The following is a 15,157-nucleotide window of genomic DNA, read 5'->3' as shown; positions in this document are numbered from 1 at the left end:
CTGTGGCTCAGGCCGATTCGCAGAACGCCCGGAGTTCCGCCAGCCGGGTTCGGGCAGTCGTCGCGGCGGCCGGCAGGTCCGCGCGGTCGGCGACCGGTTCGACGACCTCCAAGTACCACTTGAGTTTCGGTTCGGTGCCCGACGGCCGGACGACCAGGCGCTGGGTGGAGGACTCGAAGATCAGGGCGTCGGTGCGGAGCGGGCCGCGGACCGTGGCCAGGTCGGTGCAGGTGACCGGTGCGCCGGCAATCATCTGCGGCGGCGAATTGCGTAGCCGGGCAACGACTTCGGCGGCTGCTGCGGGACTGTCCAGGCGGAGCGAGACCTGATCGCCGGCGTGCAGGCCGAATTCCAAGGCGAAATCGTCGAGCCGGTCGGTGACGGTGCGGGACTCGCCGAGCAGCTCGGTGACCAGCAGCGCGGCGGCGACGGCGGCGGAGATACCGTCCTTGTCCCGCACCGTGTTCGGGTCCACGCAGTGCCCGATCGCCTCCTCGTAGGCGTACACCAGGCCCGCGCCGGCCCGAGCCAGCCACTTGAAGCCGGTCAGGGTTTCGGCGTAGCGGGCGCCGCGCGCGGGGGCCAGCTTGCTCAGCAGGCGCGACGACACGATCGTGGTGGCGGCCAAGGCGTCCGACGGCGCGCCGCGCAGCACGAAATCGCCCAGCAGGACACCGGTTTCGTCGCCGCGCAGCATGCGCCAGCCGTCCGGGCCCGGCACGCCCACCGCGCAGCGGTCGGCGTCCGGGTCCAGGGCGACGGCGAGATCGGCGCCGATCTTCTCGGCCAGGGCCAGCAGCAGATCCGACGCACCCGGCTCCTCCGGGTTCGGGAACGCCACGGTCGGGAAGTCCGGGTCCGGCTGGAACTGTTCCTCGACCACGTGCACATCGGTGAAGCCCGCGGCGTGCAGCGCGGCCACGGCCAGCTCGCCGCCCACACCGTGCATCGGGGTGAGCGCGATGCGAATTCCGGTGAGTGGGCGGTGATTCGAGCGTGCGGTCGCCGTACGCGCCGGCTGCGCGGTGGCGGCACCGGCAGGATCGGCCGTGTACCGCCGGTCCGGTGAATCGTCGCCGCCGACCGGTCGAATCGGGACGCCCGCGACATCGTCACCGGGTGCCGACTCCTCGGGTCCGCCCGCCCGGGAGTCCTCGCGCTGGAACGCGTTCGCTTCCGAAACCGTGGCCGGTGTCTGCTCGGCCGGGTTCCGCTCGTCGAAAAGCGTGGGCAGCACGGTGATTCGCGCCAGATAGCGGCGGATGAGCTCCTGCGTGCAGTCGTCGGCCGTCGCGTCGCCGGGCAACCCCAACACCGCCGGCGACGGTGCCGAAGCCGCGACGTCGGTACGCGGGACCGGACCGGTGACCGCGTCGATCGCGGCCTCGATCTCGCTGTCGGCCGGGGGAATCAGCTGGGAGCCGCCGTCGAGGTACACCTTGTACCCGTTGTCGGTGGCCGGGTTGTGCGAGGCCGTGATCTGCACTCCCGCCACCGCACCCAGCTCCCGCACCGCGAACGCGACGATCGGCGTGGGCAGCGGCCGGGACAGCTCCAGCACCGAGAAGCCCGCCGCCGCGAAGACTTCCGCGGTGGCGGTGGCGAATTCGGCCGAGCCGTACCGCGCGTCGCGGCCGACCAGCACCAAGCCGCCGCCCAGGCAGCGGTCCCGCAGCCAGGCGGCCAGACCCGCGGTCGCCCGCGACACCGTCTCGACGTTCATCCCGTCCGGGCCCTCGCGCAACGGCCCGCGCAGCCCGGCGGTTCCGAATCGCAGCACGGCAACATCCTCTCTGTCGGCGGCTGTCACCCCGCCACGACCGCACGGACCGCGGACTACACCCGTTCCAGGATGCCGCGCAGCAGTTTGCCCAATCGTGGCGCGGCCGCCTGTCCTTCGGCCAGCACCTCGGCGTGCGAGAGATGGGCGCCGGTCACGCCGGCGGCCAGGTTGGTCACCAGCGAGATGCCGAGTACCCGAGCGCCCGCCTCCCGGCAGGCGATCACCTCCAGCACCGTCGACATGCCGACCAGATCGGCGCCGATCGTCGCCAGCCAGCGGATCTCCGCGGGGGTCTCGTACTGCGGGCCGGTGAGTCCGGCGTACACACCGTCGGTGAGCGCGGGATCGACCTCGCGGGCCAGGGCCCGCAGTTCCGGGTCCCAGGCATCCACCAGATCCACGAAAGTGGCTCCGGTCAACGGGGTTCGGCCGGTCAAATTGATGTGGTCGCTGATCAGCATCGGTTCGCCGACCCGTGTGGCGGCACCGATGCCGCCGGCCGCGTTGGTCAGCAGCACGATCTCGGCGCCGGCCGCGATCGCGGTCCGCACCGGGTGCACGACCTGGGCGGGCTCGGCGCCCTCGTACAGGTGGCGGCGGCCCATCATGATCAGGACCGGCGAGTCGCCGACCTGGACCGAGACGACCGTGCCCTGATGTCCTTGCGCGCTGGGGGATTCGAAGCCGGGTAGGTCGGCCATCGGGATCGTGGCGACCGGCGTCCCGATCTCCGCGGCCGCCTCCTGCCACCCGGATCCGAGCACCACCGCGATGCGGTGACGCGGCATTCCCGTTGCACTGGCGATCGCCGTAGCGGCCTGTTCGGCAAGCATGGGGCACACGATAGTCCGCGGTGCCGCGGCCGTGCCCGCCGGTCGCACCGACGGCGTCTGCTGTCGGGCGCGATCGATCGGGTAGTTCGTCGAGCCGTGTCCGCCGTGCCGAGCGGGCGACCGGCGCCGCTTATCGAGATGACGGTGTCACCGGGCCTTGATACCGTCGCGCTGATTCGGGCCGGTTCGCAGGCCGGCACACGACAGCCGACCCGGCGCGAAGGAGCGCAAGGTGAGTACAGCGCGGGAGCTGGTCGTCCTCGGGACCGCCAGCCAGGTTCCGACACGCACCCGCAACCACAACGGCTATCTGCTGCGCTGGGACGGTTCCGGGGTGCTGTTCGATCCGGGCGAGGGCACGCAGCGGCAGATGCTGCACGCCGGTGTCACCGCGAGCAGCATCGGCGCGGTCTGCGTCACCCACTTCCACGGCGACCACTGCCTGGGCCTGCCCGGCATGCTCGCGCGGTTCTCCCTCGACCAGGTGGCCCATCCGGTCGACATGTACTACCCGGCCGCCGGCCAGGACTTCTACGAGCGGCTGCGGGACGTGGTGCTGCCCTTCCCGGGTCTGCGCGAGCACCCGATCAGCACCTCGGGCCCGGTGCGTGCCGGTGCCGAGCCGTTCGCGCTGGAGGCGGTCCGGCTCGACCATCGAGTCGAGACCTTCGGTTACCGGTTGCGCGAACCCGACGGTCGGCGGCTGCTGCCGGAGCGGCTGGCGGCCGCTGGGATCACCGGGCCCGCCGTCGGGCGGTTGCAGCGGGACGGCGTGATCACCACCGCCTCCGGGGCCGCCGTCACCCTCGACCAGGTCTCGGTGCCCCGGCCCGGGCAGCGCTTCGCCTTCGTCATGGATACCCGAATGTGTTCCGGCGTAGAGGAATTGGCCGATCGGGCGGACATGCTGGTGATCGAGGCGACCTTCCTGGACCGCGACGCGGACCTCGCGCACGACTTCGGGCACCTCACCGCCGCCCAGGCCGCCCGCGCGGCCCAGGCCGCCGGAGTGCGCACGCTCGTGCTCACCCACTTCTCGCAGCGATATCCGGACCTGGAAGGGCACCGCGCCGAGGCCGCCGAGTACTTCGACGGCGAACTCGTGGTCGCCACCGACTTGCAGCGGGTGCCGGTTCCGACTCGCCGGTAACTTGCCCTACAGTCGGGTCCATGCCGTATTTGGAACGTAACGGGGACGTGTTCGTGTTGAACCTCGGGAACGAGGGCGAGGCCGACAAGGACATTCGCTTCCACCCCGACTGGATCGCGACCGTCAACGACCTGCTCGACCAGGTCGAGAAGGCCGAAGGTCCCGCCGCCCTGGTGACCACCGCGACCGGCAAGATCTACAACAACGGCCTGGACACCGACTGGCTGTTCGGCGGCGGCAACGTCGACAAGCTCTACAGCTACCTCGACACCGTGCACGCGGTGTACGCCCGCCTGGTCGCCTTCCCGATGCCGACCATCGCCGCGATCAACGGCCACGCGTTCGGTGCCGGTGCCATGCTGGCCACCGCCCACGACTTCCGGGTCATGCGGTCCGATCGCGGCTTCTGGTGCCTGCCCGAGGTCAACCTGGGCATGACCTTCGCGCCCGCCATGAACTCGCTGCTGCGCTCGCGGCTCACCAACCAGGTCGCGGTCGAAGCCATGACCACCGGCCGCCGCTACAGCGGTGCCGACGCCCTGGCCGCCGGCATCGTGGACGCCGTCGCCGACGAGGCGTCGGTGCTGCCGGACGCGGTCACCCGTGCCGCCGCGCTGGCCGCCAACCACAAGCCGAACCTGGCGGTCATCAAGCGGGCGCTGCACGCCCGGCTGCTGAAGGCGCTGGCCGTCGAGACCACCGCCGACAACCTGGGTGCGTTCGCCGGTATTTAACCCGTTGCGCACGCTCGGGGACGCAGTGCAAGACTGTGCCCATGCCATCCGAGCAGCGTGTAGCGGCGGGCCGGGCTCCGGCCGACCGGCGCGAGTGCGTGGCGGCGGCCGACGCGGTCCTCGCGGCCGCGGGCGACGAGCTGATCGCGCTGTCCCACTCGATCCACGCCGAGCCGGAGCTGGCCTTCGCCGAGACCCGGAGCGTCGCGAAGGTCCTGGCTCCGCTGCGGGCGCGCGGCTTCGAGATCCGCACCGGGGTGGCCGATCTGGATACCGCGTTCGTCGCCGACTACGGCAGCGGCGACCTTGTGGTGGGCCTGTGCGCGGAATACGACGCGCTGCCCGAGATCGGCCACGCGTGCGGGCACAACATCATCGCCGCGTCGACGGTGGGCACGGCGCTGGCGCTGGCCGAAGTGGCGGACCGGCTCGGGATCACGGTCCGCGTCTTCGGCACCCCCGCGGAGGAGAGCGGCGGCGGCAAGGTGCTGATGCTCGACCGCGGTGTTTTCGACGGCACGGCGCTGGCCATGATGGTGCACCCGGGTCCCGCCGACATCGTGGGTGCCCGCTCGTTGGCGCTTTCCGACCTCGCGGTCGACTTCTACGGCCGCGCGGCACACGCGAGCGCCGCCCCCGAGCAGGGCCGCAATGCCGGTGACGCGGTCACCGTCGCCCAGGTAGCTCTCGGATTGCTGCGTCAGCATCTCCGGCCGGGGCAGCAACTGCACGGTATAGTTTTCTCGGGCGGCGTTGCCCCGAACATCGTGCCCGATCGTGCGGAACTGCTGTATTACCTGCGGGCAGTCGACTCCGAGTCGCTCGACGACCTGATGCGACGCGCATCGGCCTGTTTCGAAGCCGGAGCCCTGGCCACCGGCTGTACCCATCGGGTCCGGACGCTCGCGCCGACGTACACGGAGCTGACGCCGGATCCGGTGTTGCTGACTGTGTACCGCGATCAGATCGCCGATCTGGGCCGGGTGCCGTTGGCGCCGGAACTCGAGGCGGCACATCCGCTGGGCAGCACCGATATGGGAAATGTGACCAACGTCATCCCCGGTATCCATCCCGTCATCGGACTCGAGGCCGGCGGTGCGGTGACGCATCAGCCGGAATTCGCCGCGGCCTGCGTGACCGCCTCGGCGGACCGGGCCGTGCTCGACGGCGCGACCGCGCTGGCCCGTACGGCGATCATGGTCGCGACGAACGACGAGCACAGGAACAGGTTGTTGGAGCGAAGCTTTCGACGACAGGAGGATATTCGGTGAGCACAACCGGCCGGTCCGCCGACCCGGAGACCGCCAGGGATTCCGTCCCCGGCGCGCGGCACAGGCACGCGAACCTGGACGCGGGATCCCGAACCACGGTCCCCGGCGGGGGCCTCGGGCAGGCGGCGCCGAGCGTGGCCGACGGGCACGCGGCGGTGGAGTCGTGGCTGCGCGAGCACCAGTCGGATCTGATCGGTTTCCGGCGGCATCTGCACGCCAATCCGGAACTGTCGCGGGCCGAGTTCGCCACCACCGAATTCGTCGAGTCCTGGCTGACCAAGGCCGGGCTCGAACCGCGCAAGCTGCCCACCGGAGCCGGCCTGATCTGCGATATCGGCCCCGACACCCCGCGGATCGGCCTGCGCGCCGACATGGACGCGCTGCCCATGCAGGAGTACACCGGCCTGTCGTTCGCCTCCACGGTGGCGGGCGTATCGCACGCCTGCGGCCACGACGCGCACACCTCCGTTCTGCTCGGCACCGCGCTCGCGCTCGCCACGGTCGACCGGCTGCCGGTCGGGGTGCGCCTGGTGTTCCAGCACGCCGAGGAGGTGATGCCCGGCGGCGCGATCGACATGGTCGCCGCGGGTGCCACCGAGGGTGTGTCCCGGATGTTCGCGCTGCACTGCGACCCGCGGCTGGAGGTGGGCCGGGTCGGCCTGCGCGTCGGCGCCATCACCTCGGCCGCCGACACCATCGAACTGGTGCTGGACTCGCCCGGCGGCCACACCTCCCGTCCGCACCTGACCAGCGATCTGGTGTACGCGATCGGGACCGTGATCACCGGCCTGCCCGGCCTGCTCAGCCGCCGGGTCGACCCGCGCACCAGCACCGTCATGGTGTGGGGTGCGGTGTCGGCGGGCAAGGCGCCCAACGCCATTCCGCAGACCGGCATGCTGACCGGGACGGTCCGCACCGGCGACCACGCGACCTGGGAGCTACTGGAACCACTGGTCCGCGAGATCGTCGACGGGCTGCTGGCGCCGACCGGGGTGCGCTACCAGCTGAACTACCGGCGCGGTGTACCGCCGGTCGTCAACGACGAGCACGCGGTGCGCATGTTCGAGGACGCGATCCGCGGCATCGGCCCGGACGCGCTCGCCGACACGCCGCAATCCGGTGGCGGCGAGGACTTCTCGTGGTACCTGGAGGATGTGCCGGGGGCGATGGCCCGCCTGGGTGTCTGGTCCGGCGAGGGTGTGCAGCTCGATCTGCACCAGCCCACGTTCGATCTGGACGAACGCGCCCTCGCGATCGGCGTGCGGGTCATGACCAGTCTGGTGTTGAACGCCACGGCCTGAGCTGAATCCGCTGTCGCCGACGGTCCGTTCGGCGGGAAACCGAACGGACCGGCCGCAGTGGCGGTACTACGAACCCGGACCGACGTTCTTGCTGTTGCGGGTACGCAGGGCGTGGGTGTATTCGTCCGGGGCCCCGGCCTTTTCGGCGGCGTCGGCGATCACGCCGAGGTAGCGCGCCGACGGCAGGCCACCCTCGTAGGCGTCGAGGACGTACAGCCACGCCAGCAGCGGACTCGCCGCGGTACCGGCGTTGGGGGTGACGCGGAGCCGGATCTTCTTGTGGATACCGAAATCCGAGCCTTCCCAGCGGTCCAGGCTCTGTTCGTCCTCCGCGGACACGTCGTAGAGCACCACGAACACGCGCGATCCCGGATCCTCGACCACCGTGGCGAGCGGTCCCTCCCAGCCGATGTCGTCACCGGCAAAGGTCAGGCGCCAGTTCTCGAGCCAGCCGGTTCCGTACACGGGGGAGTGCGGACAGCGCTTGAGCATCTGCTCGGGATCCATGTTGGACCCGTAGGCGGCGTATATCGGCACCCTGGAAGCGTAGCGGGTTACCGGGCCGGATCGTGGCCCGCCCACCGGTGCGTTCGGTGAATCCGGTCCGATGCGTCCCCAGCCGGACGTCGGCGCGAACTCCGGCCCACGGCCCTATACCGTATGTAGGCAGCCGGAGACACCGGTTTGCGTGGATTCGATCGCTGACGCGGACACATTGCCGCCGCTGCCCGGGGCCTGCACTGCCGCCTCCGGCCCCTGACGGCACCGACAACGACATTGCCGCCGCTGCCGGGGCCTGCGTGGTTACACCGCGCTGCCGCCTCTGGCCCCTGACGGCACCGACGGAGAGGTATCCCCATGACCCGCATTGCCATCATCGGTGGCGGCCCGGCCGGTTACGAGGCGGCCCTGGTCGCGGCGCAGTACGGTGCCCAGGTCACCGTGATCGACGCCGACGGTATCGGCGGGGCCTGTGTGCTGTGGGACTGTGTGCCGTCGAAGACGTTCATCGCCTCCACCGGGGTGCGGACCGATCTGCGCCGGGCCAGCGACCTGGGGATCACGCTGGAGGGCAGTGTCGCGGTGCGGCTGCCCGACGTGCACGCCCGGGTCAAGGCGCTCGCTCAGGCTCAGTCCTCCGATATCCGCGCCAAACTGCAGGCCGCCGGAATCGAGGTGCTGACCGGCCGCGGTGAGCTGATCGACCAGAGTGCCGGGCTGGCAACCCATCTGGTGCGCGCCCAGCTGGCCGACGGCCGGGAACAGGTGATCGAGGCCGAGGTGGTGCTGATCGCGACCGGCGCCAGCCCGCGGGTACTGCCGGGCGCCGAACCCGACGGTGAGCGGATCCTCAACTGGCGTCAGCTCTACGACCTCGAGGTGCTGCCCGAAACCCTGGTGGTGGTCGGATCCGGTGTCACCGGTGCGGAATTCGTGTCCGCCTACACCGAGATGGGTGTCTCGGTGAAGCTGGTGTCCAGCCGCGACCGGGTGCTGCCGGGCGAGGACGCCGACGCCGCCCTGGTGCTGGAAGAGGTGATGGCCGAGCGCGGTGTGGAGCTGGTCAAGCACGCCCGCGCCGAGGCCGTGGAGCGCACCGCCGACGGTGTGGTGGTGAAGCTGTCCGACGGCCGGACGGTGACCGGCTCGCACGCGCTGATGACGGTCGGTTCCACGCCGAACACGGCGGGCCTGGGCCTGGAGCGGGTCGGCGTCGAACTCGACCGCGGCGGATACCTTCGGGTGGACCGGGTTTCGCGGACCTCGGTGCCCGGGGTGTACGCGGCCGGCGACTGTACCGGGCTGCTGCCGCTGGCCTCGGTGGCCGCCATGCAGGGGCGGATCGCGATGTATCACGCACTGGGCGAAGGGGTTCAGCCGATCCGGCTGAAAACCGTTGCGTCCGCGGTGTTCACGCGTCCCGAGATCGCGACGGTCGGCGTGGGGCAGACCGCGATCGACAACGGTGAGGTGCCCGCGCGCACGGTGATGCTGCCGCTGGGCACCAACCCGCGGGCCAAGATGTCCAGTGTCCGTCGGGGTTTCGTCAAGATCTTCTGCCGGCCCGCGACCGGTGTGGTGATCGGCGGTGTGGTGGTGGGCCCGATCGCCTCCGAGCTGATCCTGCCGATCGCGATCGCGGTGCAGAACAAGCTGACGGTGAACGACCTGGCTCAGACGTTCTCGGTGTACCCGTCGCAGTCCGGATCGATCACCGAGGCCGCGCGGCAGCTGATGCGGCACGACGACCTGGACTGAGCGTCGATTTGACAGCGGGGTTCCGCTGTGCCGCTGCGGGTTCCGCCCGTCTTGCCGGAATCTTGTTCATGTGATTCCATGTGCGACGAGAGATAGTGCCGGACAATGGGTATCATCCGGCGCCTTCTGGGGTGACCCACTTCAAGATCAGAATGCTGGATTCGGTCGGCAGCCGCACGGGGGCGGGCCGGTCTCGGAAAGGGACTGCGAGCAGTGAATCATCGAAAGCCGAATCGCCGGGTCGCCACCTCGCTGCCGCTGGCCACAGCGGCTGCGGTAGCCGCCATTCTGGCCGCGGGTCCGGCCGGCGCCGCGCCCGCCGCGCCGGCCACCACGCCCGCCGAGGCGCCGCAGGCCACTCCGGCCGACCAGCCGGGCACCGACAACGGCGCCGCCGCGACCACCGAGAACGGTGCACCGGCCGACAACGGTGCACAGCAGGGGGACAACGACAACAGCGGCAAGCCGGGCGACGCCCAGCAGCCCGGCACGGGTAACACCCAGCCCGGCACCGGAACTCAGCCCGGCACCGGAACTCAGCCCGGCACGGGTACCCAGCCGGGTACCGGCACTCAGCCTGGCACCGGTACCCAGCCGGGCACGGGTACCCAGCCGGGTACCGGCACCCAGCCGGGCACCGGCAACGCGCCCAAGACCGACCAGCCGGGTGTCTCGAACCCCCAGCCGGGCGTGACCACCCCGCAGCCGGGTGTCTCCAACAACCCGCCGAAGCCCGGTGACCCGGCCGTCGCGCCGAGCCAGCCCGGCGTGACCGCGCCGCGGCTCGCCCCGCTGCCGGTCCCCGGCCAGCGCGGCCAGACGCTGCCGGGCGGAGCGCCCGCGGCCACCCCGAACCAGCCGGGCCAGCCGCTGCAGCCGGGTGTCACCACGGCCCCCAAGCCGGCCGACACCAACCCGCAGGGCACCACGCCGGGCCAGCAGGCGACCGGTCCGCAGACCCACAACGGCGGCGACACGCTGACCGGCAACCAGGCCCCGCAGGAGCAGCAGGCGCCGCAGCAGTGGACCGCGCCGAGCATGCAGGCCGCGCCCGCCGCGCCGGTCGTCGCGTTCACCGGCCCGCACACCGAGATCGCGGCCGACGCCAACGGTGGTGCGGTGCTGCCCGGTTACGTGGCCAACACCCACCACTTCAGCAGCCTCGACGGTTACGTCGGCACCATCGGGTACACCACCCCGAACGGTTCCGGCGACGCCGGTATCTCGCTGGACTACACCACGCCGAACCAGGTGAAGGTCAGCACCTACGTGCACAACTCGGGTGCCCCCGACGCCCAGCCGGGCGAGTTCGTCATCGACACCACCCAGGCCAACCTGGCCAAGGCCGCGGTCGAGGGCTGGATCCGGCAGCAGCCGGGCGGCGTGGCCGCGCTGGAGGCCGCCGCGCAGATCGGCCGGCTGCCGCAGGGCGACATCGCGCCGGTCTCGGTCGATGTTGCCGGTGTGACCGCGGAGTGGGGCGGGACTGCCCAGTACTGACGTCGCCGTAGGCTGGAGACGAGAACGATGACGAGTGGGGCGGTCGGAACTCGACCGCCCCACTCGTCTGTCACCGAAGAGGGACGGGGATGGGTTCACAAGACGACGTGACGCCGGGTAGCGGCGCCTTCGGTCCGGCGGTCGGGGGACCGTTCGGGCCCGGGACCGATCCCGCACAGGCATCCGGCACTCCGGCCGCCGGTTCCGCCGGTGGCTCGGCGTTCGGGCCCGCCGTGGGTGCCGGTGTCGACCCCGCGGCCGCGCCGTTCGGGCCGGTGGCCGGGGCCGCGGAAGGTTCCGCGTTCGGGCCGGCGGTGGGTGCCGGCGCCGACCCCGCCGCCGCGCCGTTCGGGCAGGCGCCGGCCGCCGAGGAGGGCGGGTTCGGGCCGCCGACCGGGTCGTGGGCGCCGGTCTCGGGACCGTCGCGGAATCTCGGCTGGCGCCCGGTCACCGGGTCGAATCCGGTTCAGCCGCAACCGATGCGGGCGCCGGAGGCCGGTCCCGCGGACGTGGAGCAGACGGTCCGAGTGCCTGGCGGATCCGGAGCGCCGGTGTCCCCGCCGGCCGATGCCGACGCCGCGGAGTCGCGGCCGCGTAAGTCGCTGTGGGACGACGACGAACTGGCGCGCAGCCTGGTACCGAAGTCGGGTGCCGGCGGCGACGAGTCGCGGTCCCGCAAGCCGTCGTCCTCGCTGTGGGACGACGACGATCTGGCCCGCAAGCTGGCACCCAAGTCGGTTGCCGCCGCGGCGCAGGAGACCGCGACGAAGAAGCGCCGGCTGTTGCCGATCGTCGGTGCGGTGGTGGCTGTGCTGGTGGTGCTCGGGGGTATCGCCGCCGCTGTGGTGTTCGCCGGGCGCAAGCCCGCGCCGAGTCCGAACGCGGGACCGCCGCCCATCACCACCTCGATCTCGGCGACGCCGACGTCGACCTGTGTGCAGCAGACCTCCGGTTCGGTCATGACCGGCAACGGCCCGGGTGACACCAGCTCCGGTCCGGGCGTGATCTTCGGCTTCCAGCACGCTTTCTATGTGGAGCGCAGCGGATTCCGCGCGCGCGATTTCGTGGCGCCGGATGCCGCGGACATCTCGGCTCCCGAGGTGATCCAGCAGGGGATCGACCAGCAGATTCCGCCGGGGACCACCTACTGTGTGCGGATCGATCAGCGTGCGCCGGATTCGTTCGACGTGGACGTGACCGAGCACCGGCCGGACGGTACCAACCAGCGGTACCCGCAGGTGGTGCGCACGGTGAACCGGGACGGGCGCTGGGCGATCTTCTCGATCGTCTCGCGCTGAGTCGCGACCTATCCCACAATTCTCAAATTGTGGGATAGGCATTTCAGATCTTGGTCGGCATGTGCGACAGTTGGGGCATACCGCCTCGTCACCGTCCCGGAGGTCGAACATGTCGTTGCCGCCGCTGGCCGCCCGCCTGTCCGGTCTGCAGAGCTCCGCCATCCGCGATCTGCTGAAGCTGACCTCGCGCGGCGACATCATCAGCCTGGCCGGTGGCCTGCCCGACGAGCAGCTCATGCCGCAGGAGAAGATCGCCGCGGCTGCCGACGCCGCGCTCGCGCGACGGTCCCGGCTGCAGTACACCGAGTCGGCCGGCTGGATCCCGCTGCGCGAGGTGCTGGCCGCCCGGGAGTCCGCACGGCTGGGCCGGACGGTGCCGCTCGGGGAGGTCTTCGTCACACACGGCTCCCAGCAGGCACTGTCACTACTCGCCGAGGTGCTGCTCGATCCGGGCGCGCTGGTGCTGGTCGAGGACCCGGCCTATGTGGGCGCCCTGCAGGTGTACCGGGCCGCCGGTGCCCGCATCGTGGCGGTCCCGCTGGACGCCGACGGCATGCGCGTCGACGTCGTCGAACAACTGCTGGCGCGGGGCGAGCGCCCGGCCGTGGTGCACACGGTCAGCAACTTCCACAATCCGCGCGGGGTCACGATGAGCCCGGAACGCCGCCGTCGGCTCGCGGAACTCGCTGTGGCGCACGGCTTCTGGGTCGTCGAGGACGACCCGTACGGTGAACTGTGGTTCGAGCGGCCCAGCCCGGACCCGGTGGCCACCTACGCGCCGAACGTGATCCGGCTGTCCAGCGCCTCCAAGACACTGGCCCCGACCCTGCGCGTCGGCTGGATGGTGGCACCCGAATCGGTGTGCCGGGCCGTCGAACTACTGAAACAGGGTGCGGACCTGTGCGGTTCGGCGCTCACCCAGCAGATCGCGGCCGACCTGCTCGCCGACACCGACTGGTTCACCGCCCATGTCGACTCCGTGCGCGCGGTATACGGAGAACGCGCGAAGGCACTGGTCGCCGCCGTGCGCGGCCGGTTCGGCGACCGCGTGGTCAGCACCGACGCCGCGGGCGGCATGTTCGTCTGGGTCGACTTCACCGACGGCACAGACACTTCCGCGCTGCTGCCCCGGGCGATCGAGCAGGGCGTGGCCTATGTGCCGGGCGCGGCGTTCGCGGTCGGCGCCGGGCACGAGAACTCGCTGCGGCTGTCGTTCGTCACCTCGGACACGACCACCTTGACCGAGGCGATCGAGCGACTGGGCCGTGCCGCGGACGGCCGGCCTCAGTCGCGGTCGTAGGTGCGTTCGACGGCCTTGTTCCAGGCGGCGTAGCGCGCGGCGCGCTCGTCGTCCGACATGGCCGGCCGCCAGGTCTTGTCCTCGGCCCAGTTGGCGCGCAGTTCGTCTGTGCCGGACCAGATTCCGGTCGCCAGGCCCGCGGCGTAGGCGGCGCCCAGTGCAGTGGTCTCGGTGACCACCGGGCGCACCACGGGCACGTTGAGGATGTCGGCCTGGAACTGCATCAGCAGTTCGTTGCCCACCATGCCGCCGTCCACCTTCAGGGCGGTCAGTTCCAGGTCCAGCGCCTCGGCCTCGGCGTCGGCACGCATCGCGTCGAGCACCTCGCGGGTCTGGAATGCGGTGGCCTCCAAGGCCGCTCGGGCCAGATGGGCCTTGGTGACGAAGCGGGTCAGGCCGGTGATCACGCCGCGGGCGTCCGGCCGCCAGCGCGGCGCGAACAGGCCGGAGAAGGCCGGCACGATGTAGGCGCCGCCGTTGTCGGCCACACTGGCCGCCAAACCTTCCACCTCGCTTGCGGAATCGATCAGGCCGAGGTTGTCGCGCAACCACTGGATCAGTGACCCGGTCACCGCGATCGAACCCTCGAGGGCGTACACGGCCGGCTGGTCACCGAGCCGGTAGCAGACGGTGGTGAGCAGGCCGTGTTTGCTGAAGACCGGGGTGGTGCCGGTGTTGAGCAGCATGAAATTGCCGGTGCCGTAGGTGTTCTTGGCTTCGCCGGGGACCAGGCAGGCCTGGCCGAACGTCGCGGCCTGCTGGTCGCCCAGGATGCCGGCCACCGGCACGCCGGCCAGCGGGCCGGACGTGATCTCCGCGTACACCTCCGAGGAGCTGCGGATCTGCGGCAGCATCGCGACCGGGATCCCGAATTCGGCGCAGATCTCCGGATCCCATTGCAGGGTGGTCAAATTCATGAGCATGGTGCGCGACGCGTTGGTCACGTCGGTGGCGTGGACGCCGGTGAGCCGCCACAGGATCCAGCTGTCCATGGTGCCGAAGCAGAGCTCCCCGGCCGCGGCGCGCTCGGCCACACCGGGCACGTTGTCGAGGATCCAGCGCAGCTTGGGACCGGAGAAATAGGTGCTCAGCGGCAGTCCGGTGCGGTCGGCGTACCGGTTCGGCCCGGCCGAACCGGCCAGTTCCTCGCACAACGCCGCCGTACGGGTGTCCTGCCAGACGATCGCGGGGGCCACCGGTACGCCCGTCGCCCGATCCCAGACGACCGTGGTCTCGCGCTGATTGGTGATCCCCACCGCGGCGATGTCCGCGGCCGTCGCGCCGCAGCTCTCCAGTGCGCCCGCGATCACGGATTCGGTATTGCGCCAGATGGTTTCGGCGTCGTGCTCGACCCAGCCCGGCTGCGGGAACAACTGTTCGTGCTCACGCTGGGCGATCCCCGCCACCCGGCCGGAGCGGTCGAAGAGGATGCAACGGGTGGAGGTCGTGCCCTGATCGATGGCGGCTACGAAGCGTGGCATTGCAGCAGGTTACTAAAACGGACAACGCTCGGGGCGGATACACGGCGCCCCCGGGCCGGCGGCCCGGCAATCTTGTCACCCGACACAACCGCTGGTAGCGGGTGTTTGTCGCCCGATACCGTTTCCGCATGTCAGCTCGATACCGGCCCGGCGAGCGGTTAGGCTCGAGACCGAAATCGGGCGGCCGCCCCGGCCGCACCTGTACGCCCCATGGGCCGGGTAGGACCCGAGTCGGGCGCCGGAACGA

The 15,157-nt window shown here is 71.0% G+C and carries 12 protein-coding genes; 8 read left to right on the top strand and 4 right to left on the bottom strand.

The genetic code is table 11. The annotated features are described in order from the left end of the window. Window positions 1-7: 7 nt before the first annotated feature. Window positions 8-1,723 (bottom strand): phospho-sugar mutase, encoded by a 1,716-nt coding sequence (locus tag EBN03_RS35095; RefSeq protein ID WP_233608441.1) that lies wholly within the window; start codon window positions 1,721-1,723, stop codon window positions 8-10. Window positions 1,724-1,836: 113 nt separating this feature from the next. Continuing rightward, window positions 1,837-2,616: a purine-nucleoside phosphorylase gene (locus tag EBN03_RS16205; protein WP_122189078.1), complete on the bottom strand. Its 780-nt coding sequence runs from the start codon at window positions 2,614-2,616 to the stop codon at window positions 1,837-1,839. 232 nt (window positions 2,617-2,848) lie between these two features. Here EBN03_RS16205 and EBN03_RS16200 point away from each other — a divergent pair, with 232 nt between their 5' ends. From EBN03_RS16200 to EBN03_RS16185, 4 genes are all read left to right on the top strand, one after another. Further along, window positions 2,849-3,766, top strand: a complete 918-nt coding sequence (locus tag EBN03_RS16200) for a ribonuclease Z (RefSeq protein ID WP_122188876.1) — start codon at window positions 2,849-2,851, stop codon at window positions 3,764-3,766. Between the two features lie 20 nt (window positions 3,767-3,786). Beyond that, the gene (locus EBN03_RS16195; RefSeq protein ID WP_122188875.1) at window positions 3,787-4,500 is read left to right on the top strand and encodes an enoyl-CoA hydratase-related protein; all 714 of its coding nucleotides are present in this window, start codon (window positions 3,787-3,789) and stop codon (window positions 4,498-4,500) included. Between the two features lie 41 nt (window positions 4,501-4,541). Further along, window positions 4,542-5,771, top strand: coding sequence for a M20 family metallopeptidase (locus EBN03_RS16190; RefSeq protein WP_122188874.1), 1,230 nt, complete (start codon window positions 4,542-4,544; stop codon window positions 5,769-5,771). A 155-nt stretch (window positions 5,772-5,926) separates the two neighbouring features. Further along, window positions 5,927-7,072 carry a M20 family metallopeptidase gene (locus EBN03_RS16185; RefSeq protein WP_199742840.1) on the top strand — a complete coding sequence of 382 codons (1,146 nt, stop codon included), beginning with the start codon at window positions 5,927-5,929 and terminating at the stop codon, window positions 7,070-7,072. Window positions 7,073-7,138: 66 nt separating this feature from the next. Here EBN03_RS16185 and EBN03_RS16180 read toward each other — a convergent pair whose 3' ends face one another. After that, window positions 7,139-7,609, bottom strand: coding sequence for a gamma-glutamylcyclotransferase (locus tag EBN03_RS16180; RefSeq protein WP_122188873.1), 471 nt, complete (start codon window positions 7,607-7,609; stop codon window positions 7,139-7,141). A 321-nt stretch (window positions 7,610-7,930) separates the two neighbouring features. On the opposite strand from EBN03_RS16180, the gene EBN03_RS16175 reads away from it, so the two are divergent. The 4 genes from EBN03_RS16175 (at window position 7,931) to EBN03_RS16160 (ending at window position 13,429) form a co-directional block, all read left to right on the top strand. After that, window positions 7,931-9,331, top strand: a complete 1,401-nt coding sequence (locus tag EBN03_RS16175) for an NAD(P)H-quinone dehydrogenase (RefSeq protein WP_122188872.1) — start codon at window positions 7,931-7,933, stop codon at window positions 9,329-9,331. 213 nt (window positions 9,332-9,544) lie between these two features. Continuing rightward, a complete protein-coding gene (locus tag EBN03_RS34565) occupies window positions 9,545-10,831 on the top strand; it encodes a hypothetical protein (protein ID WP_199742802.1) in 1,287 nt (428 codons plus the stop codon). An 89-nt stretch (window positions 10,832-10,920) separates the two neighbouring features. Then, entirely contained in the window at window positions 10,921-12,129 is a 1,209-nt protein-coding gene (locus EBN03_RS16165; protein ID WP_122188871.1) for a hypothetical protein, read from the top strand. Window positions 12,130-12,238: 109 nt separating this feature from the next. After that, on the top strand, window positions 12,239-13,429 hold the full coding sequence (locus EBN03_RS16160; RefSeq protein ID WP_122188870.1) for an aminotransferase-like domain-containing protein: 1,191 nt from the start codon (window positions 12,239-12,241) through the stop codon (window positions 13,427-13,429). Here EBN03_RS16160 and glpK read toward each other — a convergent pair. Then, window positions 13,414-14,910, bottom strand: a complete 1,497-nt coding sequence (gene glpK, locus EBN03_RS16155) for a glycerol kinase GlpK (RefSeq protein ID WP_122188869.1) — start codon at window positions 14,908-14,910, stop codon at window positions 13,414-13,416. The two genes, EBN03_RS16160 and glpK, sit on opposite strands and share 16 nt — an antisense overlap. Window positions 14,911-15,157 lie beyond the last annotated feature (247 nt).

The organism is Nocardia stercoris (assembly GCF_003696265.1).
Taxonomy (GTDB): Bacteria; Actinomycetota; Actinomycetes; order Mycobacteriales; family Mycobacteriaceae; genus Nocardia; species Nocardia stercoris.
Note: the sequence above shows the minus strand (reverse complement) of the source record. Positions and strands in the feature narration are given on the sequence as shown.

Excerpts from the sequence above, each read along its gene's own strand:
- EBN03_RS16205 (WP_122189078.1), bottom strand. The coding sequence starts at position 2,616 with ATGCTTGCCGAACAGGCCGCTACGGCGATCGCCAGTGCAACGGGAATG.
- EBN03_RS16160 (WP_122188870.1), top strand. The coding sequence starts at position 12,239 with ATGTCGTTGCCGCCGCTGGCCGCCCGCCTGTCCGGTCTGCAGAGCTCC.
- EBN03_RS16190 (WP_122188874.1), top strand. The coding sequence starts at position 4,542 with ATGCCATCCGAGCAGCGTGTAGCGGCGGGCCGGGCTCCGGCCGACCGG.
- EBN03_RS35095 (WP_233608441.1), bottom strand. The coding sequence starts at position 1,723 with ATGAACGTCGAGACGGTGTCGCGGGCGACCGCGGGTCTGGCCGCCTGG.
- EBN03_RS16165 (WP_122188871.1), top strand. The coding sequence starts at position 10,921 with ATGGGTTCACAAGACGACGTGACGCCGGGTAGCGGCGCCTTCGGTCCG.
- EBN03_RS16175 (WP_122188872.1), top strand. The coding sequence starts at position 7,931 with ATGACCCGCATTGCCATCATCGGTGGCGGCCCGGCCGGTTACGAGGCG.
- glpK (WP_122188869.1), bottom strand. The coding sequence starts at position 14,910 with ATGCCACGCTTCGTAGCCGCCATCGATCAGGGCACGACCTCCACCCGT.
- EBN03_RS16195 (WP_122188875.1), top strand. The coding sequence starts at position 3,787 with ATGCCGTATTTGGAACGTAACGGGGACGTGTTCGTGTTGAACCTCGGG.